Source organism: Peribacillus sp. FSL E2-0159 (genome assembly GCF_038643155.1).
GTDB lineage: Bacteria > Bacillota > Bacilli > Bacillales > DSM-1321 > Peribacillus > Peribacillus simplex.
Genome location: NZ_CP152053.1, coordinates 4358594 through 4385259 on the forward strand (window position 1 = coordinate 4358594; position 26666 = coordinate 4385259).

A 26666-nucleotide genomic window follows, 5' to 3' on the forward strand; every position below is an offset into this window, starting at 1 on the left:
GCCTCTTATTTAGCCAATTCATGAATGGCACGTGCATAAATGGACGTAGCCTTAAGCATATCTTCAATATCAATATATTCATCTTTCTGATGCGCAATGTCTTCGCTGCCAGGGAAAAGCGGGCCGAATGCAACGCCTTCTTTCAATGAACGGGCATATGTGCCGCCGCCAATCGAAAGGAGTTCAGCTTTATCACCTGTCTCCGCTTCATAAACTTCCTGCAACGTCTTAATCAAGAAGCTTTCACTGTCCACATAATGTGGAGTTGAATGCGAATTGGTCTTCACTTTCAAATTATATGCCGCAAGTCTTTCTTCCAATGCCGCCTTTTGCTGTTCCCACTCGAACGTCACCGGATAACGCATACTGAAACCAATCGAGCTGTCCCCTTGTTTAGAATAATTGAAAACGCCGGCATTGACCGTCAATTCTCCTGTTTGCTCATCCGAATAAGCCACACCTAAATTATTTCCGCGGGAATCTTCAAACAAACGATCCTTAATGAAAGTGAAGTAGGCTTTCGCATGCGGATCAAGAGTAAGATCAGCTAAAAATACAGCTAAATGGAGACCTGCATTCTTTCCATTTTTCGGTTCCATCGCGTGTGCCGAGACACCATTCATTTCAAGCAGCACTTGATTTTTTTGCGGTACCGCTTGCCCCTTCAATGAGTATTTTTGCAAATAATCCTGATAGTTCGCAGCCACTTCAGCAGGGTTAGCCGCTTCCACAATAGCCGTAGCAAAATCCGGTACCATATTCGTCCTTCGACCTGAAGAAAATTCCATAACATTCACGTTTGAGTTCGTGCCATTTCCTACATCGGCAGGGTGTATAACTGAGAAATCCCAGATTCCTTTTTCCGCACTGATGATCGGGAAGTCAGCATCTGGTGCGAAGCCGATCGAGGGCATTTCCTCCACTTCAAAGTACCGGTCAACGCAGCGCCAGTTCGATTCTTCATCGGTTCCAATGATCATCCTCACACGTTTGTTCAAAGGTTGTCCGAGCTCCCGGACCAGCTTCATCGCATGATAGGCAGCCATCGTCGGCCCCTTATCATCGATCGCCCCACGTGCATATATGCGGCCATTGCGGATTTCAGCGCCGAACGGATCCGAACTCCAGCCATCTCCCTCAGGTACCACGTCGACATGGCATAATATCCCGATTAACTCCTCGCCTTCCCCCATTTCGATATGACCAGCGACATTATCGACATTTTTCACAGTAAAACCGTCTTTTTCGCCTAATTGAAGCATGAAATCAAGCGCTTCCTTTACCCCTTTACCGAATGGGGCCTCCTCGGTCGGATGTTCTTCTTCCAGTACACTTTTTATTTTCAATAAGTTTTGTGTGTCCAGCAATAAGTCCATTTTTCGTTTTTCAACTTCTTCTCGCCAATTCAATTCACTCAAAATATGACAACTCCTCTTTTATATATATTTTTCATTTTATCACTTTTACTATCTGATTCGCCAAGCGTTGCTACCTTTTCTTCATATTCCCGTATTATCGCTAACATCAAACTACCGATAAAATTCCTTACACAAATAAAAAACACCCTCTTTTATTAAAAAGAAGATGATTTCTTTAGACTATCGTCATTCATAAGCACTGTTACTTTTCGGTTTAGCCTTGGGATGTATAAAGCTAAAAACACGGAACGTCCTAAACTGAAAGCCAGGAATGCAAGCCATAATCCATGATTGCTATGATGCGGGACTGCTGTGAATTGGACAAATAGAAAAGCCAATAGTGCAAGGAGCATTGAGTTCCTAACAGGAACGGCTTCAGTCGCACCGGTAAACACTCCATAAAAAATGAGTCCGATAAAGGCACTGAATGGGAATAGGACTATCCAAAGTCCATATTCATGGGCCAGTTCGATGACCCCGGGAATATTCGTGAATAGGAGAATGACCTTATCGCTAAATAGATAGTAAGATGCGGCAAGTATGAACGAAGCATACAAGCCCCACCGCGCCGATAGTGAGAGTGTTTTTTTATAAAGGTTTATATCTCTCGAACCAATCGCCTTTCCGACCAGAAGACTCGACGCGTTCGCGAAGCCATCAAAGCAATAGGCCATCAAGTAATGGATTTGAATGAGTACGGCATTGGCCGCCAGTGTCTCTGTCCCGAAAGTGGCTCCCTTGGCTGTAAAAAGATTGAAAACCGTGATCAGGCAAATGGTCCTGATGAATAAATCCCTGTTGACCACCATCATTTTTTTCAGGGAAACCCGATCGAACCCCTCCCGGAATGAAAATGACTCCGGTACGTTAACCGCTTTCCGGATCACCCACAAGCCCAGTAATAAAGCGGAAATCTCTGATATCAATGAAGCGGCAGCAACCCCTGATACAGACCATGAAAAGCCATTTACAAAAACGAGGCATAAGACTATATTGATCACGTTCATGAAAACTTGAATGAACAAAGATGTTTTTATCCTGGATTTCCCGATTAACCAACCTAAGATGACATAGTTCAATAATGCAAAAGGTGCACCCCATATCCGGATGCTGAAATAATCTGCAGCAAAGGCTGATACGTCCGATTCCGGACCGATTGCACCTAACGAGACATTCAAAATGGGCTTTTGGATCACGATAAAAAGAAGACCAATGATCGCTGCAATGAAAAAAGGCCGAATCAAAGCCATCAGGCTTTGCTTTTCATCTCTTGCCCCCTCTGCTTGTGCAGCGAAGGCAGATGTACTGACCCGAAGAAAACCAAAAAGCCAATACATCGTATTAAAAATAATGGTTCCGACAGCCACCCCGCCAATATAAGCGGGATCACTCAACCTTCCAACCACAGCCGTATCGACCGCACCGAGCAAGGGCGTACTCATCGTCGAAATCGTAAGCGGTATGGCCAAGGAAAGATACATTCTGTTATTCATAAAATGATGACCTCCTATGTACATAAAAGTTCTGAAAAGTTAGAATTGGAATGGCGTTATAAAAATTTGTATTTAAAGTATAAAAAGATTGCAGTATTCAATTTTAATCACTAGAATTGAACATATGGTACTCCCAATCCTGCATGCGCTGCCTCTACAAGATTACTTATGAATCGTTTCAAATAGAACAAAGCTATTTTAGATATTGATAATCTAAGGTATCAAATTTTGAAGATTAAAAGATTGATACCGCTTTCAACCTGCAGCGGTTATGGGAAGTATTTTTTACAGACATACATGTACTTTTTTATCCAGTTGGATTAAGGAAATTCGCAAGCCGGAAAATAAAATGCTTGACGGATTCTTGAAGGAGTTATAGTATTGCTCGTTGATAATATCACTTTTGAACTATGCTTGAACATATATTCATCGTTATAACAACAAATAGGAGTGATCATGATGGGAAGATTGACTAATAAAGTAGCCATTATCACTGGCGGAGCATCTGGTATGGGCAGGGAAATGGTAGACCTATTCACAAAAGAAGGAGCACAAGTCATTGCTGCTGATATCAATGAAAAAGCTGTAGCTGTTGTGAATGAACTGGATAACGTCCATGGAACTGTACTTGATGTATCTTCAGATGAAAGCTGGAAAAAGATGACGGATGAGGTTATCGCTAAATTTGGCAAAATCGACATTTTGGTTAACAATGCCGGTATCTCAACGGAAAAAGGCATTAATGATACGACATTGGCCGATTGGCAGCTAATGTTAAGCATCAATGGATTTGGACCATTCCTTGGAATGAAACACGTTGTTCCTCACATGGCTAAAGAAGGTAAAGGCGCAGTTGTGAACATTTCTTCCTTTACAGCTCAAATCGGAATGGGCTTAAATTCTTATTCAGCTTCAAAAGGTGCCGTTCGTGCCATTTCCAAGGCTGCCGCAACGCAATATGGCCGCATGGGCGTCCGTGTCAATGCCGTATTCCCTGGTATCATCGAAACACCAATGACACAAAAATTAGAAGAGTCAAAAGAGTTAGTCAACCAAATGATCAAGGCAACTCCATTACAACGTTTGGGTCAGCCGGCGGATATTGCAAATGCCGTACTTTATCTAGCATCCGATGACGCTTCATACGTAACTGGTGCCGAGCTTGTTATCGACGGTGGATACTCAGCTCAATAAATATAGGCAGAAATGGAAAACCCGTTTCTGGAATCCAGAAACGGGTTTTTCTGATTCAATAAAGAAATTTTGTAAGTTGTAATGAGTTAAGTTAACACACCAATGAAATAGCCAAAAGTCGTAAATACCAAACACCAGCTGAAAGCCCCTGCTCCTGCAAAGATAAAGTACTTTCGTTTCCCCATTCCATTCATACCGGAAATATAACTGGCGAAGTGACGGACTCCTGGGATGAAATAGGCTATGATAATGGTCCAAGGACCGTATTTATTGAACCATTTCTCCAATTTTTCCAACCTCGCGGGGGTCATTTTGATCCACTTACCATGCTTCCTCAAAAAAGGCTTCCCCACCTTTTTCCCGATGAAATAACTGACAAGCATCCCGGATATCGATCCAAGGAAACTGACAAGGAATGCTCCCTGGACATTCAAAACGGAAATGGATGACAAATAGCCGACAAAAGTCATCATGAACTCATCAGGTACCGGCAAGCCAATAATCCCAATGGCCAACAGTCCATATATCGCAAAATAACCATAGTTTGATATTAAATCTTTTACTATATCCATCTAAAGTACTCCATCTCAGCACCCTTTTTTAAAGTAATCCATTTTCTTATTCGGGCCTGGGTTACGTGATTACTTCTTTTTAATAGGATAACCTAATTTAACCCAGATGAGTTGATTTTCATAAAAAAAAGAGAAAAAAAAGAAGAACGGACACGTTTTTTGTTGAAAACACCTGTATGACAATGCAAAGCAAAGTTTCCCTTTACGGAAATGAAAAACGGCAACAATAAAGCGGACTCTATACCTGAGTCCGCTTCTCCTTATTTCACAAGCTTTATTTCGTTGATTGGCCAATACACTAGATTCGCCTTGCCTACAATTTCATCGACTGAAATCGTTCCGATTTCACGGCTATCCAAACTATTTTGACGATTGTCCCCCATAAGGAACAGCTGGCCTTCCGGTACTGTCATGCTGCCTGAAATATCTTCGAGTTTGAAGGATTCAGTCAGTGGCACTCCTGCTTCCATCTGATTCTTATATTTGTCCAAGTATGGTTCTTCATAAGCTTTCCCATTAATATAAAGCGTATCGTCTTTATATTCAATATGGTCACCTGGAAGACCAATAACCCTTTTTATATAGTCTTTATCTACCGTTGCATGAAAAACGACAATATCAAACCGGTCTATATTATCGATATTCGTTCCAAACTTGGTAAGAACAATTCTTTCGTGGTCTTGCAGAGTCGGCATCATTGACTCACCGTCCACCACAATCGGTGCAAAAATATACGTTCGAATTAAAAAAGCTAGAATGACTGCAATCAATATCGCTTTTATCCATGAAAAAACTTCTTTTCTTTTTTCCAATCGAAGTCCCTCTCTCTGTTTTTTATTCATGCCATTATATCATAATCCTTTAATGATCACGTCATACAAATACCCACATTTTAAACATTATCAATTACTTCCTTTTTCATACTGGATTTCGATGCTTTCCAACTCTATTTCCCTGCGCTGCATTTGGGCTGGACAAATCGCATTATATGTACGGACTTTCTCATTTATTTCATCAATTCGTTTCATTAATTCAGATTCGGGTCCATTCATTTTTTTCAAAGAAACCAACCCGGATAGCTCTTCCCGTATTTCTTTTTGCCATTTTATCCAAAGAGGAACCTAGCCGGCATCCTTGGCCTTCATCAAGAAATTATCATATATATTTCCCGATGGCGCCGACTCCGGAAGCGGTTTTCCAAAGCCAGGATTATTCTTCAGCCCGCCGTCTCTTTCATATTCCTTAAAAATCTGATCCATCCAGTTTACATGCCCGTGTTCTTTGCCCATAAACAATCCCCCTTCAGATCATTCACCATTACATCCATTTACAATTATAACATTTTTATCAATATCCACTCCACCCTGGAGGATCAATCCATGAACACTTTCTACTATTATATATGCATATCTTTCAGCCAAACACATTCATGCATCAAAAAAAGGGATTCCCCTATTGCGAGAATCCCTTTTTGCCTTCTATTTAACTGTGATTTTCCTTTTTACTTCTGCCTTGTTCTTCGATTTATCCGTAACTGTGTAAGTCAATGTATAGGAGCCTTTTTTCTTCGTATTCACAGTCCCTGTTATTTTGATCTTACTTGTTAAACTTCCATCAAGATTATCTTTCGCGGATACACCTGATTTAGGATTGAATGTCGAGTTATAGGCAACGGTTTTGCTTTTGGCACCGGAAATGACCGGTTTGGTGCTGTCTACCGTAATCTTTCTTGTGACTGTCGCATTATTTTTCGATGAATCAGTGATTGTATACTTTAATGTATACGTTCCCTTTTTCTTTGTATTCACCGTACCTGTCACTTTGATTTTACTAGTCATGTTGCCATCCAAGTTATCTTTCGCAGATACGCCTGATTTAGGATTGAATGTCGAATAATAGCCAACGGTTTTGCTATTGGCTCCCGAGATGACTGGCTTGGTACCATCTATCGTAATCTTTCTTGTGACTGTCGCTGCATTTTTCGATGAATCGGTGACCGTATACTTCAATGTATAGGTCCCCTTCTTCTTCGTATTCACTGTACCCGTCACTTTGATTTTACTAGTCATTTAATTCATCTCTTTATATTCCAGGTCATTCATTTTTGTCATATGTTTTATAAAGAAACGACCGCCTTCACAACCATTACAAATTACAGAACAAGTAGGGCAAGTAGAGTGATTGACATATAATTTGTTAAATATAAAGTCACCCCCTGTCATTGCATGTTAAACATCCTTCAATTCCGGAAATCCCCAATAACAGAACAAACAAACCGAAGAACCTTGATGTCCAGTAATTAAATGATAATACGATAGGCCATAACACTGAACGCCAACAGCATGGATAGCCTCCAAAGGAAAAAGACTCTGTTTTTATCAGAGCCTAAAATCATTCCTATTCACGATCAACTCCACCAATTGTTCGACAGACGGTTCATTCGGCATCATATCCAATGTAAATCCATAGTCTTTAAGTCTATTGCCGGTACTTTCCCCGATTACCCCGATGGAGGCTTGCTTTAACAAACCTTCAATATCCACGTCGGCCTTGTTCCCATATTGCATCAGCATATCGACTGAATGCCGATTCGAAAATAGTACTGTTCCGACAGCTATCCCGTCCAGCATTCTCGGAAGGATTTCAAGGAATCTTCCATCGACAAATTTATCGATTGATTGAAAATAGTCTCCGTCCCCATGAGCTGGATCTCTTTGATCGCTGTTTCGATCTCCAACAACCAACAGGGTTCCGGCTTCCGACATCTCGGATTTGAGCTCGGCCATCAGTCCCCGTTGCTGTAAAGCCTTTTTCGATTTCCTTGATAACACATAAAGTTTAGAAGTAATCCGGCGGAAATCAATAGCATGTTCAATGAGTGAATCCAAGAATCCATCGGCACTTTCAGGCGAAGTGAAGAGAATTCGATCATACATAAGAAAAGAGAGCAGCTGACTTTCTTCTATTTTCACTTTTGCCGCATGCCATTTAGGAAACTCGATGACTTCGCCTCCAAGTTCATGCAGGGCTTCTGCCAAGGAACTCTTTGCCGTCCCGGTCCGGGACACTAAAAACCGTTGCCCATATAGTGGCTTCTTTTCGAACCATTGCAGTTTTCCCCTTAGTGAAATGATATCTCCGACCAAGGTGATCGCAGGATTGCCAAGCGACCTTTCACTTACCCTTTCGACGATATCATCCAAGGTCCCCTCGACACTTTCCTGTCTTCCATAAGTGCCCCATTGTATGACGAGTGCCGGCGTATTCCCCGGCTTTCCATGGTTGATCAAGTTTTCGCGGATATACGGAAGGTTGGCCACACCCATATAAAAGGCAACCGTATCTATACTATTTACAAGCCCGTTCCAATCTATATCCTTCTTCGTTCGGTCATGGCCCGTCACCATCGCAAAGGAACGTCCGTAATCCCGATGCGTGACGGGAACTCCTGCGTATATGGATGCGGCAATGCTGGAAGTAACCCCCGGAATGATTTCGAAAGGGATCCCCTCATCATTCAACGCTTCCGCTTCCTCTCCGACTCTTCCAAAAACGGCAGGATCACCGCCTTTCAAGCGGACGACCCTTTGCCCTGCCAGTGCTTTGGAAACAAGCAGCTCATTGATTTCCCCTTGACTGATGCCATTCGTATAAGGTGTCTTGCCACAATATATCAATTCACAATCGAGGGTGGCAGCCTCCAACAGTTTGGGATTTAGCAATCTGTCATATAAAATGACGTCCGCCTTTTCAATCGCTTTTTGACCTTTTACGGTAATCAGGCCCACATCACCCGGACCTGCACCTACAAAATAGACCTTGCCCTTGGTCATGCCGCATTCACCCCTATCTGCTTGCAATTCCCTGATAGTATTTCACCAGCTCCACCATTGCACTGCCCATCCGTTGATCTTCAGGATAAATGACCCGCTCGATCCCTTCATCGATTACAACCTGCGCCGTTACCTTTCCGACCGCAAGAGCAATTACATCTGATGCAAACAGGTCGATTATCTTATCCTCCACACCTTGTTCACGGACAAATCTCATTAAATTTCTCGGCTGCGGTGCACTCGTGAACACAACCGAATCGATTTTGCCTTCAAGGATTTCTTGGATCAGCCGCTGCATCGTTTCTTTTTCAGGCGGTATATGTTCATATGGCAGGATTTCTTTATGTTCCACTTTTTGTTCATCCAACCAGTTCATCAAAAGAGGCGCCGGATCGCCGTGAAGCTGCAAAGCGGCCTTTACACCTTCAGACAGATGGCCTTCCAGATTGCGAACAAGCCCTGCCGTACTGCCATCATCATCACGGATTAATGGCTGCAGACCAAGCTTTTTCAGCATATTCACCGTTTTATAGCCCCTAGCTGCAATTTTCATAGACTGCAAGGCTTCTATGAAGCGATCTCCCGCTTCCATCTTCACTGCCGTTTTATATAATAATTCCGTCCCCACTCCCGTCGTGAGGATGATCCAATCGAACTCCCCTGCCATCAACCGGGTAACATCCTCTTCCAAATGGGAATCATCAAGGAAAACCGTCCCCTGTGCCGGGCGAACGAGCGGGACTCCCCCAAGATTTTGAACGATTTTACTAAGTTCTTCCGTCTTCCTCGCTCCCAATAAAGCAACGGTCCTGCCATTAAGCTTACTCATCCATGCCCCTCCTATATGTACATTCAATTAAATCCATCTCACCCATTATACAAATTTTCAGTCTTTGAAACTATAAAAAACGAATTCCAAATCAAAATCAACGCTTTTTCTTTCTTTTATCCTATATGAAATCAATGGAAAATTGGTTTAGCAGCACTTTGCTTTTTATAAGTCCCACCCTCGTGAATTTGGATCAAATACTCGAGAATTTCGGGCTTTTACTCGTGAGTTTGGAGCAAATACTCTACAACAACAATAATAAATATAACCGCATTTCCTCCATTTATCTTCAATTCATTCATCTTACCTTTCCAGCCAGTAAAAATAGCAGCCCGAGGACAGCCGTTTCTATTTACCCTTTGTTAATTCTTGTTTAGTGCCCTTTGGGCAATTTGCTTCTGTTCTTTTTTTACAAAAATATCATATTGACTAGTTTCATGGCGATTTTGAAAGTTTTCGGAGCCTAAATTCATAGGCGTTTTCGTTTTGAATTGTATCCCTTCCCTTTCCAATTTCGCAATCACCTTAAAATAACTTTCATTCCCGAATGCCGTATAAATACATGTCCAATATTTATAGGAAATTATTTTAGCAGTTAATATACATGCAAGCAGGAAAGCTAGTATTCCAATTATTATATACACCCTTTTGCTTCCTTTCATCTCGGACTTTTTGAAAAGCCATCCTGTACACTATATTCTTTGCCATACATAACATTTCCTTTTTAAGTAAAAAAGGAGACCCCAGTTTCGGATCTCCTTCTTCATATCTTCATTATTTTTCCGGGACGTTACAAGAACCGTCCGTACAAGCGTCGCCTGTTGCTGGATCATTCACCATTGTAAGCGGGTTTTCCTCAGCCCATACTTTTTTTAGCGTATCCAAGAACGCTTCTGTTGGCTGGGCGCCGGAGATTCCATACTTGCGGTTAATGACAAAGAATGGCACACCTGTAATACCAAGCAGGCTTCCTTCTTGCTCATTTCCCCTAACCTCCGCCGTGAATGCCGTTCCTGCCAGCATGGCTTCCGCCTCTGACTTTTCAAGGCCGGCCTCTTCAGCCAAACTAGCCAACGTAGCGTGATCGCCAATATGTTTGCCTTCCGTAAAGTATGCTTTAAATAGGCGTTCATTCATTTCTTTCTCTTTACCTTTTGATTCAGCAAAATGCATCAAGCGGTGAGCATCGAACGAATTCGTTAATACCACTTTGTCCAAATGATAATCGAGTCCCAATTCTTTAGCCTGTTGAGTCAGGTTTTGGCTGTTCGCTTCCACCTGCGCTTGAGACATGCCGTATTTCTGAGCCAGCATTTCATTTTGAGTCATATTGATATCCCGCTCAGCCTCTGGGTTCAACTCGAAACTGCGAAATGAAACCTCAACCTGATCTTTATTTTCAAACTGCTTTAAAGCCTCTTCGAATCGACGCTTTCCAATATAACAGAACGGACATTGATAATCCGACCAAATTTCCACCTTCATGAAAATACCTCCTTATTCTAAATGCAATCGCATTAAGCACATTATATAATCCTGGGTATCCTCTTGCAAGGATATTACCCTAGACACTCATTTTCAAAATTGGTGAAGTCGACTTTTTTCATGAATTCTTCCAATGTATAGCCCTTCAGCAGGCGCAATGTTTCCTTTTCGGCTTCGTTCATGATCTCCTCCAATGCCGTATCCAGCTGCTTCCCGACTTCACCGCATTCGCTCGTTTCCATACAAACAAGACATTCCGGCCGTACCGCTTGATACACATCGGCCAAAGTCAGCTGAGAGGCAGGCACCTTCAAGCTATATCCGCCTTCCCGTCCTTCCTTTGTTTCGACGATCCCCGCAGCTGCAAGCTGTGCCATCACTCTTCTTAAAAAAGTCGCATGTGACTTCACCTTTAAGGCGATTGCCGAACTTGTCAGGAGCTTTTCGCTTTGTGCAAGCCAAACCAGAGAGTGAATGGCAATAGCGAACCGCGGCGGTCCAATTTGATTGTTTCGATTACCTGAAGACATGATTATCCCCCCTTACACCTCTATCCATGGTAAGGCCATTATACTATGTTACGTTCTCCCGAACAAATAGGCCCCTTTGACTTAATCGGCACAATCATATAGTCTGAATAGTAAATCTTTATTACAGGAGAACTTCCATGAAGGAAAAATACCCCTATTTACTCGTCATCCTTGGGGCAATGCTGTGGGGAACGACCGGAACGGCCCAGTCATTCGCCCCCGATGGAGCCCATCCCATCGCAATAGGTGCCGTCCGCTTGGCAGTCGGCGGGGCCGCTTTATTGCTCATTGCAATCTGGCAAAAAAAATTAACGCTGTACAACTGGCCAATGAAAGAAACCATCTTAGCTACGTTAGGCATGGCCTGTTACCAGCCGCTATTTTTCATGGCTGTCAGCATGACCGGAATTGCCATAGGCACGATCATTACACTTAGCAGCGCCCCCATCATCGCAGGATTCCTTGAATGGCTGTTCAGTAAAAAACGTCCATCAACAAGCTGGTGGATCGCTACAGGTTTATCGATTGCCGGATGTTTACTGCTTTTTTCAAATCAAGGATCAGTTACCATCGATCCAGTAGGTGCGCTGCTTGCGCTGGGGGCCGGAGCTTCCTTTACGGTATACACTCTGGTTAGTAAAAGGATCTTGGATAAACAACCTCCAGAAGCAACTGCCGCTGTCATCTTCAGTTTTAGCGCCCTGCTGTTGGCACCCGCTTTATTCATACTGGATATCAGCTGGATCGGCACAACGAATGGGCTGGCCGTCAGCCTTCACCTTGGACTTCTTGCTACAGCAGTCGCCTATCTATTTTTTAATAAAGGGCTAATATCCGTTCCTTCATCAACAGCGGTCTCGTTATCACTCGCCGAACCGCTGACAGCCGCTCTTCTCGGTGTTTTCCTTGTCGGCGAGAGCCTGGCCCCCATGTCATGGATCGGGGTCGGATTGCTCTTATGCGGAATCATCTCTTTGACGATTTCACCAGAGCTACGAAAAAATCCTACATTGATGAACCAGGAGCTGTCCTAAAGTGAAAAAAAAGTCAGGAGAATTTCCTGGCTTTTCTTCAACTTTCCTTACTAATGAATCAGCCTTTGAGTTTTACTAAGTAAAACAAAAACCAGACGGCATGGTTTTGTTCATCGGCAGCAGCACGCCGGAACGCCTTTCGAATGTTTCTATCAGCCGCACCATCTGCGACATCCAGATAAAAATCCACTGTTTCCTGTTCATCTTGAACGGCAAATTCCAATCCAGCTACATAGGAGTCCGGGCATGGTTCCGTCACTTTAGGCTGTGGCTGCATCCCGGTCAAGCTGTTGTATATCCGGGTGAATGCTTGAAAATGTTTTATTTCATCTTCCCTTATTTCAATGATTTGTTTCCTCTGCTTTTCATCCGGCGCTAGTGCTGCCAATTTCTCATAACACTGGATGGCACTATACTCGCCATTTATCGCCTTTTCAAGCTGAATCAACATATCCTGCTGTCTGTTCCAATCACCTTCATACATATCATGCCCATACATGGCATAACCCCTCCCTGTTCTTTATCCCATATAGTATGAATAACAGAGAACCAGGTGCCCATCAAATCAATGTATGCCTTCAAAATATGAATGTGAAGAGAATTCTCGCCGCCCACGTTTTCTGCCATTCGGCGGTGTATATACGAGCGGAATGGAATCTTATGATGGAATTTATGGGTTTAAGGACTTTTTACATGAAAAAGGTGTCTTCGTACTGGTGAAATACCCCTTTCGGCACCAGTTGAAAACCCGGCAAAAGCATCCTTTTGCCGGGTTTTCCAATACTACTGAATGATTTGTACATTCTCATATAAATAAGCTTCTTCCGGTGCCTTTATTTTCTTCGACTCTTTTAAATTGATCACCGGAACTGGTTCCCCTTTATAACTTCCTTTTTTTAATGTCCCTGTAATCGTATACCAATCATTCGTCTTCATTCCTTCCACATTCCCGTTGACCATATATCCGTATAACGTCGCATCGACCACACAGCAGGACATGGAGAGGCGGGAGATGGCCATTTGTTTTTTCGTAAATGTATCCTCACGGTATATGAACCCCGAAATCTCTATTTCCTTTCCCTCGATCGTATCGAGGTTGTTCAGTAAATCATCCAGTACTTCAAAATAATTATCATCGGTTACGGAGATTTTCTCCCCATTCGCATGTTTACCTGAATCATATGAACCTACCATCTGTGCCTGCTGCTTCGCCATCCCTCTTTTCGCTAGCACTTCCCCGCTTAATGTAAAATCGGTCAAGATGAAGCCCAGAAGAATCGGAATGAAGAACAAACTATATTTCAGGACCAGTGCGGACGAGGAAGACTCTCCTTTCGATCCGCAATCACAATGTTGTTCACCCTGTTTTTGTTTTTTCATTCGGAGAAGACTGATCACTAAAAAAGCAAAAAGAGCCGCCAATGCATATGGAACCATTTTGGGTGCAATCAATTTCGTTAAATATCCCGAAACATACAATTTAAAGATCATGAGGCCCAGTCCAAGCAGCAGCAATCCTTCAAGTCTTTGGATAAAAAAACGTTTCATCAGAAGCCCCCCTTACTGATCAATCCGCCTGCAATCAGACATAGGCTGAAGACGACTGCGAAAATAAGCAGGACATACGTGAAGACGAAGCTTCGTTTAAAACAGGACATCATGATCAGAACATTTTTCAAATCCAGCATGGGACCAAATACAAGGAAACCCAGTATGGAGCCTGGCAAAAAACTATGAGAAAAGGATGCGGCAACGAATGCATCAGCTGATGAACAGAGTGAAAGTACAAACGCAATTCCCATCATCAATGCCGTGCCTTTTATTGGCGCCTGACCAATATCGGCCATTACGGTCCGATCCATAAACACTTGAAATACACTGGCAAACAAGGCCCCGACGATAAAGTATCTGCCGACCATAAAAAATTCCTGTGAAGTATGTTCAATGAAGCTTGTCCATTTACTGGACTGAATATCATGTTCATGCCCGTGTACCAGTACCAGTTCCACCTTCTCCTCTTTCACCACATCTTTAGTGCTGAATATATGAATGAATAAACCGACGATTATGGCCGTCAGGACACAAAGAATGATTCTTCCATATAGAATGGCCGGATTATTTTGGAACGCATAATAAGTTGAGCCAAACACGATGACATTCAATATTGGGGCTGTTACGAGCAAGACAACACCTGCATGGACCGGAACACCCTTTTGAATCAATCTCCTGACGACCGGGATGATTGCGCATTCGCAAACCGGAATGATCAGCGCCGCCACTATCGCAGCAAAAATGGCCGTCAGGGGTCTTTTGGGTATCATCCGTTGAATGATTTCCTCACTGATGAACAACTGGATGAACGACGAGGCAATGGCCCCAAGGAACAGGAAAGGAATCGATTCTAAAAATAATCCCAAAAAAACGACGAACACGGAGTGAAGCATCGGGTAGCTCGAGAAATCAATCGCTTTGGGAAGGAACACATCGCCTAGAAAAAAGAATGCCAGCAGCAAAAACAGCAGAATCAATAACAGCAAATTTCCCGCGTAGCGTTTCAAAAGCATATTTAACCACCTCGCAAATCATAATTATTACGATTTAAGTTTGGATTCGGTCTAGTATATGCTTTTGATAGGATGAACAGAACAAAAAAAAGAGAATGGAAGACATTCCCCACCCTCATTTATTTTTTCGATATAGATCCCTGCTCTTGTAACCTTCTCCTAAAATCGTTTTCATTTCCTGGCGCCGTTTCACTTGGGTCTCCTCTTGTTTTGCACTATACACGTAACGTGCCCAATCCTTGCGATACCCTGGGGTAAGTGATTGATAGAACGCAAGCAAATTAGGAGAATCCTGCAAATCTTTCTCAATTTCAGAAATCATTTCGATATAATCATCTACTGATTGGCTTGCTTTGGTAGATGGACGGTTTCTACTTTTCGAATCTTCTTTCAGTCCGACTACCGTAAAGACATCATCCAATCCAACCATACGTGCAAACTTCAGGTCACTCGACCCAACATAACCGTCTTCATCCGCACCAAGGCCTTGCATCAAATCATCACGATGAATATATGTGGCATATTCTTTATTCCCCTTCTTGGGATATGCCAAATAGATATAGCCGTTTTTACTCAAATGATTTTTCTCGATCACCTTATCCACGATTCCTTTTAAAGAATCCATATCCAAAACAAAGGCAAATATAAGATCATAGGCACTTTCATTAAGCTCTGTATCGTAACCCGGCAGCTCTGCTAAATAATCTATCCCGGCTGGCAGATTCAAGACTGCAACCCGTTCATATTTATGTAAATTCAGTTTTTCGACTATTGTTTTAGCCATTGCATTCACCATCCTAGTTCATTTTGTCTATCTTCAGTTTAAAAGCTCCCCATTCGGTTCGCAACTTTTCTCTTGATAGTCTATCCAATAAAAAGACGATGTGTAAACCTTCCGTCTTTTTTCATATAATCATTTCTAGGAAAATATTAACTGTGCTATAATTCAGATATAATCAATTCCAATGTCCAACTTCTTTTATTGAATGCCAGCATACATTATCCGGATCAGAGGAAGCCCTAGACGTCGCATTCTTGTATGGGAGCGCGTAGGCATAAACTTAACTTTTTTGCATAGGCATGATAGGGTATCAAAGCTCCAGAAAAAATGTAGTCCCTGGAAGTCCTGACCTGACTTCAGCTCTGCATATCTTCCTCAAGACAACATAAAAGCCAATCTTTGAGGCAAGGTCTTACACATGAAACATGCTTTTTTTATACAATGCGAGATATCTTTGACGATCTTTCCCAAATAGAACCTTCCTTATATGCATAGTGTCACACCCCTGCAATCATTAGACATTCATATTCCATCAATGAATAAAAATCATAATCCTTTTGAGATCAATGCGTTTTTTTATAAGTACCACATCGTTTCACCTTAGTTTTATTGCATTTGTCATGCAGTCGATATCCCTTTTTTTCCTATATCAAAAAATTCCGTGATGCTTTCAAATGGAGGTGTCACAAAAGGGGGAGTTCTCATGAATTATATCGAGTATGATTTGCTATTCGAATCAAGAAACCAGTTAATAGAGGAAATTACGGAGTTGGATGAAACAATGCTCCACCATAGGCCTGCATCTGAAGTATGGAGCATCGCCCAAATTTGCCATCATTTATATCTTACGGAACAGGTGTTTACAGAAGCTATAGCAAATGGCATTCGGGAAAGGGACTTTAATAATATCATTCAAAAAAACATTTACCTGGTTACTAATAGAACAAAGAAATTCGTATCCCCTGACATCGTTTCACCCTCTTCAACCCCATTTCAATTATCGGGCCTTATGGATTTTCTGGCAGAATCAAGGGATCGTTTATTACAGGTTCTTTATGATATGGATTCAGATATCTTGTTAAGCAGAAAGAAAGCCAAGCATCCCCTGTTCGGGGACCTCTCATTGGATCAATGGATTGAATTATTATCGTTACATGAACAAAGGCATATCAAACAGATACAAGAAATAAAGTCCGCCCTAATATAAGCCTTTCATGGCAATGACATCATTTAAATCGATTCCCAAATAAAGAGGAGACCACTTCATTTTTGTGGTCTTCTTTCATGCATTCTATGAAACGAACGGACTGTCGGGTGCTGCACCAAATTGATAGATGGGCAGAACTCATATTTCCCTCTTCTAGCATCAAGATGATACTTTTAGTTTCCTTTTGATTTGTGTTGCGAAGATTTCAAGACAGATTGCAATGATCAGGATAAAATAAGTGATTGCGCCGATTTCACTCAAGTCAAAGTAGAATCCACTTGCCATGAACATATCGAAGCCGATTCCTCCTGCGCCTGCCGCTGCGCCCATTGCGACCGCCACTGCAAAATTGATTTCAAAGCGCATGAATGTCCATGAAATGATATAAGTGATCGAAGATGGAATGATGACTTGGAACACGATCTGCCACCAATTCGCTCCGCTTGCTTGCAGGGCTTCTATAGCACCTTTATCAATTTCCTCGAAGGATTCCGAGTAGGCCTTTACAAGGTAACTTATGGAGTGGAACGTCATCCCTATAACTGCCGCTACACTGCCCAATCCTGCTGCGACTGCAAAAATGAGGACCCATAACACGGTAGGAACGGCTCTAATCAGGGCAACCGATCCCTTTATGATAACCGATAATGGCTTGGACGAGATATTTCCAGCCGCTAAAAGTCCCAACATCAGTGCAATAATTGCACCAAATATCGTCGTTAAGAAAGCTAAACCTAATGTAATCGACACCTGATAAAGCGCTTGAGTAAAGGTAAAGTGCTTCAGATGCGGCTCAAAAAACATGGTCTTCAAATTGTCGACGGTCAATAATAGCGCGTCCCACAGTTTAACATCCTTATAATCAAAACTGGCAAATGCATAAATAGTCAAAACTGCAAGTACCAGCATACTCAACCTAATCGCGAATGAAGATTTCGAGAAGGGCTTTTTGGATAGTCGTTCAAGTAGCATTTTATCTAACTCCTGGCCAGTAGGAGAAGGAAATGGTTTGATTGGACCCTCTGCCTGCATTATAAAATCACCCTCCTCACATAATTTGAGATCAATTCAATACTTAATATCGAAATGATGATCGTAATGACGACAAGACTGGCAATGTCATAACTCAAGTTTTTATAATACAGATTAAACGTAAAACCAATTCCCGATCCTGTAAGCAGTCCCACCAATGTTGCATTCCTGATATTCGTTTCAATCATGAAAAGTACCCAGCTGATCATTTGCGGAATTGTTGAAGGAATAACAGACTGCGAAATGACGGTTAGATAACTTGCACCAGTTGTCTGCAAAGCTTCTACGGAACTGCTGCTCACTTCATCGATCGTTTCAATAAAAGCTCTTGTTAAAAAACCGAAAGATCCGAAAAACAAGGCAAAATAACCGGTCAAGGAACTTTGTCCAAATGAAAATAATAGAACCAACGCCCATATTGAGACATCAATATTCCTAAATAAAACTGCTATCCCACGGCTAAATCCTCCGAAAAATGCATTGACTCTTGTCGTATTGGAGCCCAATATTGCAAATACAAAGGCCAATATTCCCGCGAATGTCGTTGCAGCAACGGATATTAATAGTGTTTCTTTCAGCTTTATCAAAATGTCCGGCAGTTTGGTAAACGATTCCTTTGTTGGATAAAAATTCGACAACGACCATTGTATGGCCTTAGGAACGGAGCTAACCCCTTTTGCGATGCTGAATTCTGTAATGATAATGGAAACAGCCGTCGCAGCCCCAATAAGCAAAAACAATACAAGTGAATTTCTTCTCTTTTTTGCAAAAACATCAGCCGACATGGGAACCTCCCAAATCAAAAATCAACTTTCCTTCATCTGATCCATAAATCTGATGGATATCATTTGAGGTTATATTTTGAGTTGTGCCATTGAAAACTACCTTGCCACTATTCACACCGATGATTCGATCCGAATATTTCAGGGCAACATCGACTTGATGAAGGTTGACTACTACTGTGATTCCCATGGAAGTGCAGATATTCCTTAAATGATCCATGATCACTTTGGAAGAATTCGGGTCAAGAGAGGCAATCGGTTCATCGCACAATAGCAATTTAGGATTTTGGATAAGCGCCCGCGCAATACCCACCCGCTGTTTCTGGCCTCCGCTCAACTGATCGGACCTTTTATAAATTTGATCTTCCAGACCGAGAATTTGGAGAACTTTAGCAGCCTGAAGCTTCTCCTCTTCACTATAAAGGCCAAGGATTCCAGCCAGTGTAGATTTATAGCCTAATCGTCCATGCAGGGTATTTTCAATCACACTTAGTCGATTTACCAGATTGTAATGCTGAAAAACCATCCCTATTTTCCTGCGTACCTTCTTTAACTCCCTTTTATTCACCTTGTATACATGATCATTATCAAAAATGATTTCTCCGCTAGAAGCATCGATCATCCTATTGATGCATCGAAGAAGAGTTGATTTCCCTGCTCCAGATGGTCCTATTATAGAAACGAACTCTCCTTCTTTCACCGTGAAGTCAATATTGGATAACGCCTTTGTACCATTTCCAAAATGTTTTGAGACATTTTTCACTTCCAATAATGTTTTCATGTATGATCCTCCTACATTTTACTGCCTTTATTTAGATAATTCCCGAATTGGATTGAACCAGTCATCCTCAACTTCCACCAATCTTTCTTTTCCGCTCACCCGTTTAAATAGACCTGATAACTTAGAGTCTTCTGGTACAAAAACTTTCTCGTTATTTGCTATTTCATCAGACATCAACGTTTCAAGAATTTTTTCACGTGTGTCCTCACTGACTAACTCGGTGTTAACAACGAAAGGTGCATTCAAAACTGGAGTCACTGAAATGAGTGAGAATGTCTTATCTACAACTGTGTTGAAGGGTTCAGCTGCATCCTTCTTTACCTTATACACGGCACCTGCTTTATTCTCTTCCCCATCAGCCAGCTCCACATAATTATTGACACATGTGTCACAAAAAGCTGCCACTTCCGCTTTCCCGGTTAAAAGATTTACAGCGGATCCTTGGTGTGAACCTCCGTAAAGCACTTCACTGAAGAATTTATCTTTTCCGCCTTCCAATAAATCCTCGGCCTTTAATTCCTTAAACTTATCTTGCTGCGAAAAATAATCAACGATTCCTGTGGAAGGAACTTTGAAGCCAGATGTAGAGCTATTTGATACGAAAGAGAACTTTTTCCCTTGGATACCGTCTATCTTATATTCGCCGTTAATTTTATAGTCATCTGCATTTTGAACAGCCAGCCAGCTATTATAGACTGCATCATCCAACGTACCTGATTCACCGCTTGGAACGACTAAAGGTTGAACCTTATCGTTTTTGTTGTTTGCTTCAATATATCCTTGTGCTCCCAGGAATGCTAAATCTGCGTTTCCATTAGCAATTGCCTCGATTGCAATGTTATAATCCGTAGTTGTCTTATGTTCGACTTTCTTTCCTGTGGCATCCTCTAAGATTTTCCCGATTTCATCGCGGGCTTCCCCTAAATCTTCCCCCGATTCATTTGGCAGCCATGCTATGGTTAATGTATCATCTTCATTTGCACCTGTTGAACTGCTAGAAGAACAACCTGTAAACACCAGCAAAATAACTAACATCAATATGGACATCATCGATTTTTTCACGTTAAATCTCCCTTCCAATTTGAAAGACTTTTTCATTTCAGTCACTTCCCATATAACAATACCGGTACAATACTAACCTGCCGTTAAGGAGGCTGAATATTCAGTAAAATTTATGTGAATCAATCGTTAAATTTTTTGAATAGCTTGAGTAAAACATCCATTCTGCATGCTATATTCTTTATCTACTAACCGATTCATGAACTCCAAGTCATGAAAAATGCCCAGCATTGTCGTTCCTTCGTTCATTAGCTGTTCCAGCAGGGTTTTCACCTTCACTTTAGAATCGTGATCCAGACTTGCTGTCGGTTCATCCAGCAGGAGGAGCCGCGGCCTTTTCACCATTGCTCTTGCTATATTTAACCTTAGCTTCTCTCCTCCTGAAAATGTAGCAGGGTAACTGTCCCATAGCTCTTTTCCTATTTCAAAGTGGTCGAAGATTTTTTCTGTTTCGATATTGGCCATTTCCCTGCTTTGTCCCATTTCAAGTATGGCTCCGGTAACGAGCTGCCTTGCCGTAGTTCTTGGCATGACATTTAAAAATTGGGATACATAGCCTATCTCATGCTTACGCAGGTAAATCATTTCCCTTTCTGTAGCTTTTGCTAGATTAATCGCACCATAGTGGGAAGATTCGTACCAGATGTCTCCTTTTTGAACCCGATAGGTACCATAAATCGATTTTAGGATCGTTGATTTTCCGCTGCCGCTCTTGCCTGTAATGCCAATAAATTGGCCTTTTTTCACTGTGATCGTAATATTGCTAACCGCATGGATATTCTTGCGTTGATTATGTAAAATAAAAGACTTGGATAAATCATTGATCTCCAATATGTTCTCCACTTTGCCACCCGCTCTCTAAAATTTATATCCTGTAATTCGTTTTTTGAATCAATTTTCCATCTACAATCACAGTTGTTATGACAGGGAAATCACCAGAAATTTTTTCAATAATAAGTATGTCAGCCTTTTTCCCTTCGTGAATCGATCCTATTTCGTCCTCCATCTTGACTGCCTTTGCGGGATTAATCGTAACTAGCTTAAACATATCGACAAGATCCATTCCATGGTTTTCGACTAATTCAAACATTGAATGCAGAAGGGCTGCAGGGTAATAATCACTGCATAATACGTCTATGCTCCCATCCTGAATGGCCTCAGAGGCACTTAAGTTCCCGCTGTGAGAACCTCCCAAAAGAACATTTGGTGCACCCGCTATGGTATACATCCCCATATCATGGGCCTTACGGGCAATCTCAAGTGTGATTGGAAATTCACTTATACTCGTTCCAAAGCTGTGAACCAATTCAAGCTTCTCTATTGAATCATCATCATGTGAGGCAACGGCAATATTATTTTCCCTTGCTAGAAGTGCAATTTCCTTCATTCTTCCAATCGTCAGCTTTTCTTTCACTTGATGAGTCCGGATCATCACATCAATGGCTTCATCACTATAATTGTTATACCCCCTTAAAGTGTTTCGATATATCTCTAGATGCCGATACTGCCCTTGTCCTGGAGTGTGGTCCATGAATGAGACCAGATGCACTTTCTTTTCGGAAACATATTCTTTTAAACTATCAATATCCTCCAAATTATCGATTTCATACCGGGCATGAAACCGATGACGGACCAGGTGCTTCATCGTATGTGTTTGATCAATTAAGTCAATAAGCTTCCTTACATTCTCAGGCTCCCGAATTGGCTTATATGCGTATTCAGTGGATTTATAGAGTGATAGAGAGTGAAACATGGTCGTAATCCCGTGCGTAATCAGTTCCTTTTCCGTTTCTCTTAAGCTCAAATGAAAATTCATTAATGAAGTCGGGCGCGGCGCAGTCATATGTTCAATATAATCCGAATGGAGATCAATAAAACCGGGTGAAACATATCCACCCAAGGCGTCCAGCACTTCCATTTCAGGACTCGTTTCGATTTCTCCCACAGGTGCAATCCGGCAAATTCTATCATCCTTAATTAAGAGATCATGTTCCATCAGGATCGAGTCTTCCGTTATTATTTTTCCATTTTTAATCAGCAACAATGTCTCTTCCCCCATTTTCCTTTAGTTTCTTTTACAGCAGCGAGTGTACTAATTGCTGGGTATAAGGATGCTGTGGATCTTCGAGTATTTGATCTGTCAAACCTTGCTCGATTACTTTACCCTCCAGCATAACGAGCGTACGGTCCGCAAGCATTCGGATTACGCCCAAATCATGGGATACCAATACAATGCTAATATTCAAATCTCTTTGGAGACCTTTAATTAAATCCAATACACTTGCTTGAACTGATAAATCCAAACCCGTGGTGACCTCATCCAAAAGCAGTATGGGTGGATTGTTGGACAATGCTTTGGCTATCTGGACCCTTTGCTGCATTCCGCCTGAGAAATTCCTTGGTTCTTCTTTCATTCGATGAATGGGAATATTGACTGCTTTAAGGAGCTCGGCGCCTCTTGTTTCCATGCTGCCAACATGTCTGTTCCCAGCTGAAATTAACTTCTCAGCAATATTGCCTATCGAGGAGAAATCCATTTTCAACCCTAGAATCGGGTTTTGATAAACCTTCCCCATCAGGTGGTTTCGAACGAATCTTTTTTTCTGGGCTGACTCCATGAATAAATTCTTTTTTCCATCCTCAAAGCCAGCCACATACATTTCTCCATCGGTTACTTCTTCGTCAAAATATAAACTTTTCATTAAAGTGGATTTACCGCTGCCGCTTTCCCCTACAATTCCGAGAACTTCACCGTGATACAAATCGAACGTCACATCTTTACAGGCATATACCGTCCCGCATTCGTGACAATAGTTTTTCGCCACTTTTCCTAATTTCATATGTTTACAAATTGAACATCCGTTACCGTACTGTTTGTTCATTTGTTTAACCGATAATACGGGTACCTCTAGCACAGACATTTAATTCACTCCCAATGATTGTTTTTGATTGACCATTTCAAGGCAATTGCTTGTATCATTGCATAGGAAATACGTTTCCCCTGATTCCTCATCAACAAGTTCATCCAAAAACACATCATTGGACCCGCAGAGAATGCAAGCGTGATTTGTAAAGGACTCGATTTCAAATTCGTAATCATCAAATGCCAAAGATGATACATTTGTATAAGGAGGTACTGCATATACCTTTTTCTCCCTGCCTGCACCTAACAAAATGAGCGCTTCACTTTCGTCCAGCTTGGCATTATCGAATCTTGGTATTGGACTTGGTGCCATGACATACCTGTCGTGGACCATCACTGGATGGTCTGCATCCGTCGCCATTATTCCGTACTTCATGATTTGTTCAAATAACATAAGCCATGCACCGCTATACTCTTTCTCAGCATGAAGCTTTTTCGTTTCAAGTTCGCTCGGCTCGAAATTCCTTAAGGGTTCCGGTAATGGAACTTGAAGAATTAAAATCTGGTCACGTTGCAACGGCACTTCCGGCACCCTGTGCCTAGACTGGATTAAAGTGGCATCTTTTGTGCTATCCGTCGTCCTTACCCCAGTGGTGTCAGATACGAGTTTTTTTATGTTAACGGCATTAACGGATTCATCCGAGCCTTGGTCGATCACCTTAAGGACGTCTTCCTTTCCGATCAATGACAATGTCAACTGCAGGCCGCCCGTGCCCCAACCACGCCCAATCGGCATTTCCCTTGAAGCGAATGGGACTTGATAACCGGGAATGGCAATCGCCTTCAGTGTTGCCCTTCTAATCTCCCGTTTCGACCCTTCATCAAAGAATGCAAAATTATAGGTTTTATTCATGCCATCCAACCTCCTGCTCTGTGGTCTTATCTTTTGACTTCCGGATGCTATCAAGCTTGGATTGGAACGTAACATAATGAGGCATCTTCAAATGGGAGATGAAACCCGTTGATTCCACTGAATCTATATGATAAAGGACGAATTCCTCGTTGTGACTTGGAAACTCCTTGTTGGGTTTTTCCAGGCAATTATCCAGGATGCCCATTGCGATTGCTTTTGTTTCATTTTGTCCCATGCACATGCCATAGCCAACTTCAAACTCTATTTCTTTTTTGCCTTGTTCTTTCTCTACCGTAAGCGGAATGAGCATCTCTACCTCCGTTGCTGTGAAGTCCCCAATATAATAGCTATCTTCCTCTCGCCCTTCGTCCAGCAGCGGGTGATCGAGATGGACGGGCAGCTGACCTACGCGTAGCTCTCCTACTGTCGGATGCAGTGCACCATATCCACGAATGACTGCATAAGCAAGTGAAGTCACTGCACCGGTTTGGCCTCTTGTTAAAATTTGCAGGCGTTCACTCCGCATTGAAGGAAACTCCAGGCTTTTCCTTGTAACATCCCCAGGCTGCAAATCATTATTTTCACAGCTTGCTAATAAGCCTTCACTTCTTAAATAGTCCAAAACTTTAGGTAGAGAGTTTAAATCAGCCATATGGTTCTGATATTCTGTTGAATGATTTTCTTCTTGAAAAGCCCGTAACCAATCTTGAATGCTTATATCCGATTCATTTTCCAACTCCGAATCTAGTAACCGATGTGTATAATCGGTCGTGGCACCTAAAATCTGTCCGCCGGGTACATCCTTGAAACTAGCTGAAATCCGCCGTTCCACTTTCATATTTTCAGAACTGATCACTCGTGAAACATGTTTTCGCGGCAAAGTGGATCGAAAGGCCCTCAAGAGGAAAACAGCTTCTTCCGGATTGCCTTCAGCCTGTTTGATGGCAAGTGCTGCCAGTGATTGATCATACAAACTGCTTTCTGACATAACCTGATCAATTAGCCCTCTCATCCCAGCTTCTATCTTATGCAGCTCTATAACCGTTCCTTTTTTTACCCGTTCATACTTTAAGCGTTTGATCGATTCCTCAATCGCCTTTGTTCCGCCCTTTACTGCAACATATCCCATATAACCTCACCCCCATTTTCGTTGATTTGAGTCGTTCTCGGTAAAGCGATTAAACGATCCTGTTGATCCACAAAATACATATCGATTCCTAACGGGAATTCTATGTTTTTTTCGTTCCTTGCACCAAGCCAGGCGGATACATTCGGGAGGCTTATGAATGATTCCTGTTGAATTCCTGGTCCTGAAAGGATCATGGAGTCCCCTTTCGTTACATCCGGCACTTCTAGAATGATCATTGCCGATTCATGAGGGTTCAACAGATTTCCTACCTTTGCTTTATTCAAAGCTTCCTTAATTTGCTCGTCGGAGGCATTATGTAAAATAAAGATAAAATCCGCTTCCGGCAAATCGACAGGCTTTGAATAAGTAAGCTGATTAATCTTTCTTGACACCGTCTCCTCCTCCTCCTTTGCAATGACCTTAAAAGTCACTTCAGGATCGAGTACAGTAAGTGCAAGCAGGATGGTAGAAGATAAGCATTCCATTTGAACATCCAAAGTCTTGGCTTCCCTCTCCAAAACCACTAAAGTTCCAGGTCTTGAAGTCGCCGTTACAAGCTTTCTATAAACAGTTTGTATATCATGAACTACATCCAAATTCATTGCTTTCCCCCCTCTTATTGAACATCCATTGTTTCAAAGTTTACCTTGGTTCTTAAGATTGATCGATTCAGCTCTTGAAGATTTTTCTGTATGATCTTCTTCTCATTTTCTAAAATAGGTGACCATAATCTTGTTTCGCCAAGATCAGCCTGATAAGCAGCATCAATGATAGCTAAACGATGTGCCAGCTCTTCCCGATGTCCCTTAACGATACCAATCCCGATTGAATCCTGGATTTGGACCGTGCATTCAGTCACCAGCATTTCCCCTATATAAAACAAGCTCTTTTTTGCCGTTTCCCTTGTCTTTAGCAACACAAGGGCACTCTCTGGCTTTTGAGTGACGGTAACTTTATATTTCATGGCTATTTCCTTGGCAAATTCCTTCGCAATGTCCTCAGAGCCTTGAATCAAAATCTCGGTTCTTTCCCTTCTTCTCATTCCATTGGCCTCCAATGTTTTAGTTTCCCGCTACATCTTCAATGTATCTTGTTGCCAAGTGAACGTACGTTAAGAAAGAGTAAATCTTGTATGAAATTTGTTAAAGCCGGACCTGCACTATTCAA

Annotated in this window: 30 protein-coding genes and 1 pseudogene; 4 read left to right on the plus strand and 27 right to left on the minus strand. The window is 42.0% G+C overall.

Annotation, left to right across the window (positions count from 1 at the left end; all coding sequences use genetic code 11):
- Positions 1 to 5: 5 nt before the first annotated feature.
- Positions 6 to 1418, minus strand: a complete 1413-nt coding sequence (gene pepV, locus NYE63_RS21255; protein WP_342602589.1) for a dipeptidase PepV — start codon at positions 1416 to 1418, stop codon at positions 6 to 8.
- Positions 1419 to 1573: 155 nt separating this feature from the next.
- Positions 1574 to 2911 carry an MATE family efflux transporter gene (locus NYE63_RS21260; protein ID WP_342602590.1) on the minus strand — a complete coding sequence of 446 codons (1338 nt, stop codon included), beginning with the start codon at positions 2909 to 2911 and terminating at the stop codon, positions 1574 to 1576.
- A 459-nt stretch (positions 2912 to 3370) separates the two neighbouring features.
- On the opposite strand from NYE63_RS21260, the gene NYE63_RS21265 reads away from it, so the two are divergent.
- On the plus strand, positions 3371 to 4105 hold the full coding sequence (locus NYE63_RS21265) for an SDR family oxidoreductase (protein ID WP_342602591.1): 735 nt from the start codon (positions 3371 to 3373) through the stop codon (positions 4103 to 4105).
- Positions 4106 to 4191: 86 nt separating this feature from the next.
- Here the strand turns inward: NYE63_RS21265 and NYE63_RS21270 are convergent, their stop codons facing one another.
- From NYE63_RS21270 to NYE63_RS21315, 10 genes are all read right to left on the minus strand, one after another.
- Positions 4192 to 4677: a DedA family protein gene (locus NYE63_RS21270; protein WP_034309313.1), complete on the minus strand. Its 486-nt coding sequence runs from the start codon at positions 4675 to 4677 to the stop codon at positions 4192 to 4194.
- A 260-nt stretch (positions 4678 to 4937) separates the two neighbouring features.
- Positions 4938 to 5489, minus strand: a complete 552-nt coding sequence (gene lepB, locus NYE63_RS21275) for a signal peptidase I (protein ID WP_342602592.1) — start codon at positions 5487 to 5489, stop codon at positions 4938 to 4940.
- Between the two features lie 90 nt (positions 5490 to 5579).
- The gene (locus NYE63_RS21280) at positions 5580 to 5738 is read right to left on the minus strand and encodes a hypothetical protein (protein ID WP_342602593.1); all 159 of its coding nucleotides are present in this window, start codon (positions 5736 to 5738) and stop codon (positions 5580 to 5582) included.
- Between the two features lie 60 nt (positions 5739 to 5798).
- Entirely contained in the window at positions 5799 to 5966 is a 168-nt protein-coding gene (locus tag NYE63_RS21285) for a hypothetical protein (RefSeq protein ID WP_342602594.1), read from the minus strand.
- Positions 5967 to 6155: 189 nt separating this feature from the next.
- Positions 6156 to 6746: an immunoglobulin-like domain-containing protein gene (locus tag NYE63_RS21290; RefSeq protein WP_342602595.1), complete on the minus strand. Its 591-nt coding sequence runs from the start codon at positions 6744 to 6746 to the stop codon at positions 6156 to 6158.
- Positions 6747 to 7055: 309 nt separating this feature from the next.
- The gene (gene cobA, locus NYE63_RS21295; protein WP_342602596.1) at positions 7056 to 8510 is read right to left on the minus strand and encodes a uroporphyrinogen-III C-methyltransferase; all 1455 of its coding nucleotides are present in this window, start codon (positions 8508 to 8510) and stop codon (positions 7056 to 7058) included.
- Between the two features lie 13 nt (positions 8511 to 8523).
- Entirely contained in the window at positions 8524 to 9339 is an 816-nt protein-coding gene (locus NYE63_RS21300) for a uroporphyrinogen-III synthase (RefSeq protein WP_342602597.1), read from the minus strand.
- Positions 9340 to 9701: 362 nt separating this feature from the next.
- Complete coding sequence (locus NYE63_RS21305) at positions 9702 to 9983, minus strand: hypothetical protein (RefSeq protein WP_342602598.1); 282 nt, start codon at positions 9981 to 9983, stop codon at positions 9702 to 9704.
- A 130-nt stretch (positions 9984 to 10113) separates the two neighbouring features.
- Entirely contained in the window at positions 10114 to 10824 is a 711-nt protein-coding gene (locus NYE63_RS21310) for a DsbA family oxidoreductase (protein WP_342602599.1), read from the minus strand.
- A 74-nt stretch (positions 10825 to 10898) separates the two neighbouring features.
- On the minus strand, positions 10899 to 11354 hold the full coding sequence (locus tag NYE63_RS21315) for an Rrf2 family transcriptional regulator (protein ID WP_063232644.1): 456 nt from the start codon (positions 11352 to 11354) through the stop codon (positions 10899 to 10901).
- 137 nt (positions 11355 to 11491) lie between these two features.
- Here NYE63_RS21315 and NYE63_RS21320 point away from each other — a divergent pair, with 137 nt between their 5' ends.
- Positions 11492 to 12388: an EamA family transporter gene (locus NYE63_RS21320; protein ID WP_342602600.1), complete on the plus strand. Its 897-nt coding sequence runs from the start codon at positions 11492 to 11494 to the stop codon at positions 12386 to 12388.
- Positions 12389 to 12446: 58 nt separating this feature from the next.
- Here NYE63_RS21320 and NYE63_RS21325 read toward each other — a convergent pair whose 3' ends face one another.
- Positions 12447 to 12887 carry a ferritin-like domain-containing protein gene (locus NYE63_RS21325; protein ID WP_342602601.1) on the minus strand — a complete coding sequence of 147 codons (441 nt, stop codon included), beginning with the start codon at positions 12885 to 12887 and terminating at the stop codon, positions 12447 to 12449.
- Positions 12888 to 13008: 121 nt separating this feature from the next.
- Here NYE63_RS21325 and NYE63_RS21330 point away from each other — a divergent pair.
- A pseudogene (locus tag NYE63_RS21330) lies at positions 13009 to 13101 on the plus strand (hypothetical protein); the annotation flags it as partial.
- Between the two features lie 70 nt (positions 13102 to 13171).
- On the opposite strand, the gene NYE63_RS21335 reads toward NYE63_RS21330, so the two are convergent.
- The 3 genes from NYE63_RS21335 to NYE63_RS21345 all read right to left on the minus strand — a co-directional run bounded on the left by NYE63_RS21335 (position 13172) and on the right by NYE63_RS21345 (position 15736).
- On the minus strand, positions 13172 to 13936 hold the full coding sequence (locus NYE63_RS21335; protein ID WP_342602602.1) for a TIGR03943 family protein: 765 nt from the start codon (positions 13934 to 13936) through the stop codon (positions 13172 to 13174).
- Complete coding sequence (locus tag NYE63_RS21340) at positions 13936 to 14952, minus strand: permease (protein WP_342602603.1); 1017 nt, start codon at positions 14950 to 14952, stop codon at positions 13936 to 13938. Before NYE63_RS21340 ends, NYE63_RS21335 begins: the two co-directional genes overlap by 1 nt.
- Before the next feature lie 115 nt (positions 14953 to 15067).
- Positions 15068 to 15736, minus strand: coding sequence for a YdeI/OmpD-associated family protein (locus NYE63_RS21345; protein WP_342602604.1), 669 nt, complete (start codon positions 15734 to 15736; stop codon positions 15068 to 15070).
- 700 nt (positions 15737 to 16436) lie between these two features.
- Here NYE63_RS21345 and NYE63_RS21350 point away from each other — a divergent pair.
- Positions 16437 to 16940 carry a DinB family protein gene (locus tag NYE63_RS21350; RefSeq protein ID WP_144526513.1) on the plus strand — a complete coding sequence of 168 codons (504 nt, stop codon included), beginning with the start codon at positions 16437 to 16439 and terminating at the stop codon, positions 16938 to 16940.
- Positions 16941 to 17099: 159 nt separating this feature from the next.
- Here the strand turns inward: NYE63_RS21350 and NYE63_RS21355 are convergent, their stop codons facing one another.
- The 11 genes from NYE63_RS21355 to phnG all read right to left on the minus strand — a co-directional run bounded on the left by NYE63_RS21355 (position 17100) and on the right by phnG (position 26541).
- Complete coding sequence (locus tag NYE63_RS21355; protein ID WP_342605838.1) at positions 17100 to 17912, minus strand: ABC transporter permease subunit; 813 nt, start codon at positions 17910 to 17912, stop codon at positions 17100 to 17102.
- Between the two features lie 59 nt (positions 17913 to 17971).
- Positions 17972 to 18757, minus strand: a complete 786-nt coding sequence (locus NYE63_RS21360; RefSeq protein WP_342602605.1) for an ABC transporter permease subunit — start codon at positions 18755 to 18757, stop codon at positions 17972 to 17974.
- On the minus strand, positions 18747 to 19535 hold the full coding sequence (phnC, locus tag NYE63_RS21365) for a phosphonate ABC transporter ATP-binding protein (RefSeq protein ID WP_141993957.1): 789 nt from the start codon (positions 19533 to 19535) through the stop codon (positions 18747 to 18749). Before phnC ends, NYE63_RS21360 begins: the two co-directional genes overlap by 11 nt.
- A gap of 27 nt (positions 19536 to 19562) precedes the next feature.
- Positions 19563 to 20597, minus strand: coding sequence for a phosphate/phosphite/phosphonate ABC transporter substrate-binding protein (gene phnD / locus NYE63_RS21370; protein ID WP_342605839.1), 1035 nt, complete (start codon positions 20595 to 20597; stop codon positions 19563 to 19565).
- A gap of 126 nt (positions 20598 to 20723) precedes the next feature.
- Positions 20724 to 21437: an ATP-binding cassette domain-containing protein gene (locus tag NYE63_RS21375; RefSeq protein ID WP_342602606.1), complete on the minus strand. Its 714-nt coding sequence runs from the start codon at positions 21435 to 21437 to the stop codon at positions 20724 to 20726.
- 22 nt (positions 21438 to 21459) lie between these two features.
- Entirely contained in the window at positions 21460 to 22638 is a 1179-nt protein-coding gene (phnM, locus tag NYE63_RS21380) for a phosphonate metabolism protein PhnM (protein WP_342602607.1), read from the minus strand.
- 31 nt (positions 22639 to 22669) lie between these two features.
- Positions 22670 to 23515, minus strand: a complete 846-nt coding sequence (locus NYE63_RS21385) for an ATP-binding cassette domain-containing protein (RefSeq protein ID WP_342602608.1) — start codon at positions 23513 to 23515, stop codon at positions 22670 to 22672.
- Positions 23516 to 24370, minus strand: coding sequence for an alpha-D-ribose 1-methylphosphonate 5-phosphate C-P-lyase PhnJ (locus NYE63_RS21390; protein WP_342602609.1), 855 nt, complete (start codon positions 24368 to 24370; stop codon positions 23516 to 23518).
- Positions 24363 to 25499: a carbon-phosphorus lyase complex subunit PhnI gene (locus NYE63_RS21395; RefSeq protein WP_342602610.1), complete on the minus strand. Its 1137-nt coding sequence runs from the start codon at positions 25497 to 25499 to the stop codon at positions 24363 to 24365. The genes NYE63_RS21390 and NYE63_RS21395 overlap by 8 nt, the downstream gene beginning before the upstream one ends.
- Entirely contained in the window at positions 25481 to 26101 is a 621-nt protein-coding gene (phnH, locus tag NYE63_RS21400; RefSeq protein WP_342602611.1) for a phosphonate C-P lyase system protein PhnH, read from the minus strand. Before phnH ends, NYE63_RS21395 begins: the two co-directional genes overlap by 19 nt.
- Before the next feature lie 14 nt (positions 26102 to 26115).
- Positions 26116 to 26541 carry a phosphonate C-P lyase system protein PhnG gene (phnG, locus tag NYE63_RS21405; RefSeq protein ID WP_342602612.1) on the minus strand — a complete coding sequence of 142 codons (426 nt, stop codon included), beginning with the start codon at positions 26539 to 26541 and terminating at the stop codon, positions 26116 to 26118.
- Positions 26542 to 26666: the final 125 nt, after the last annotated feature.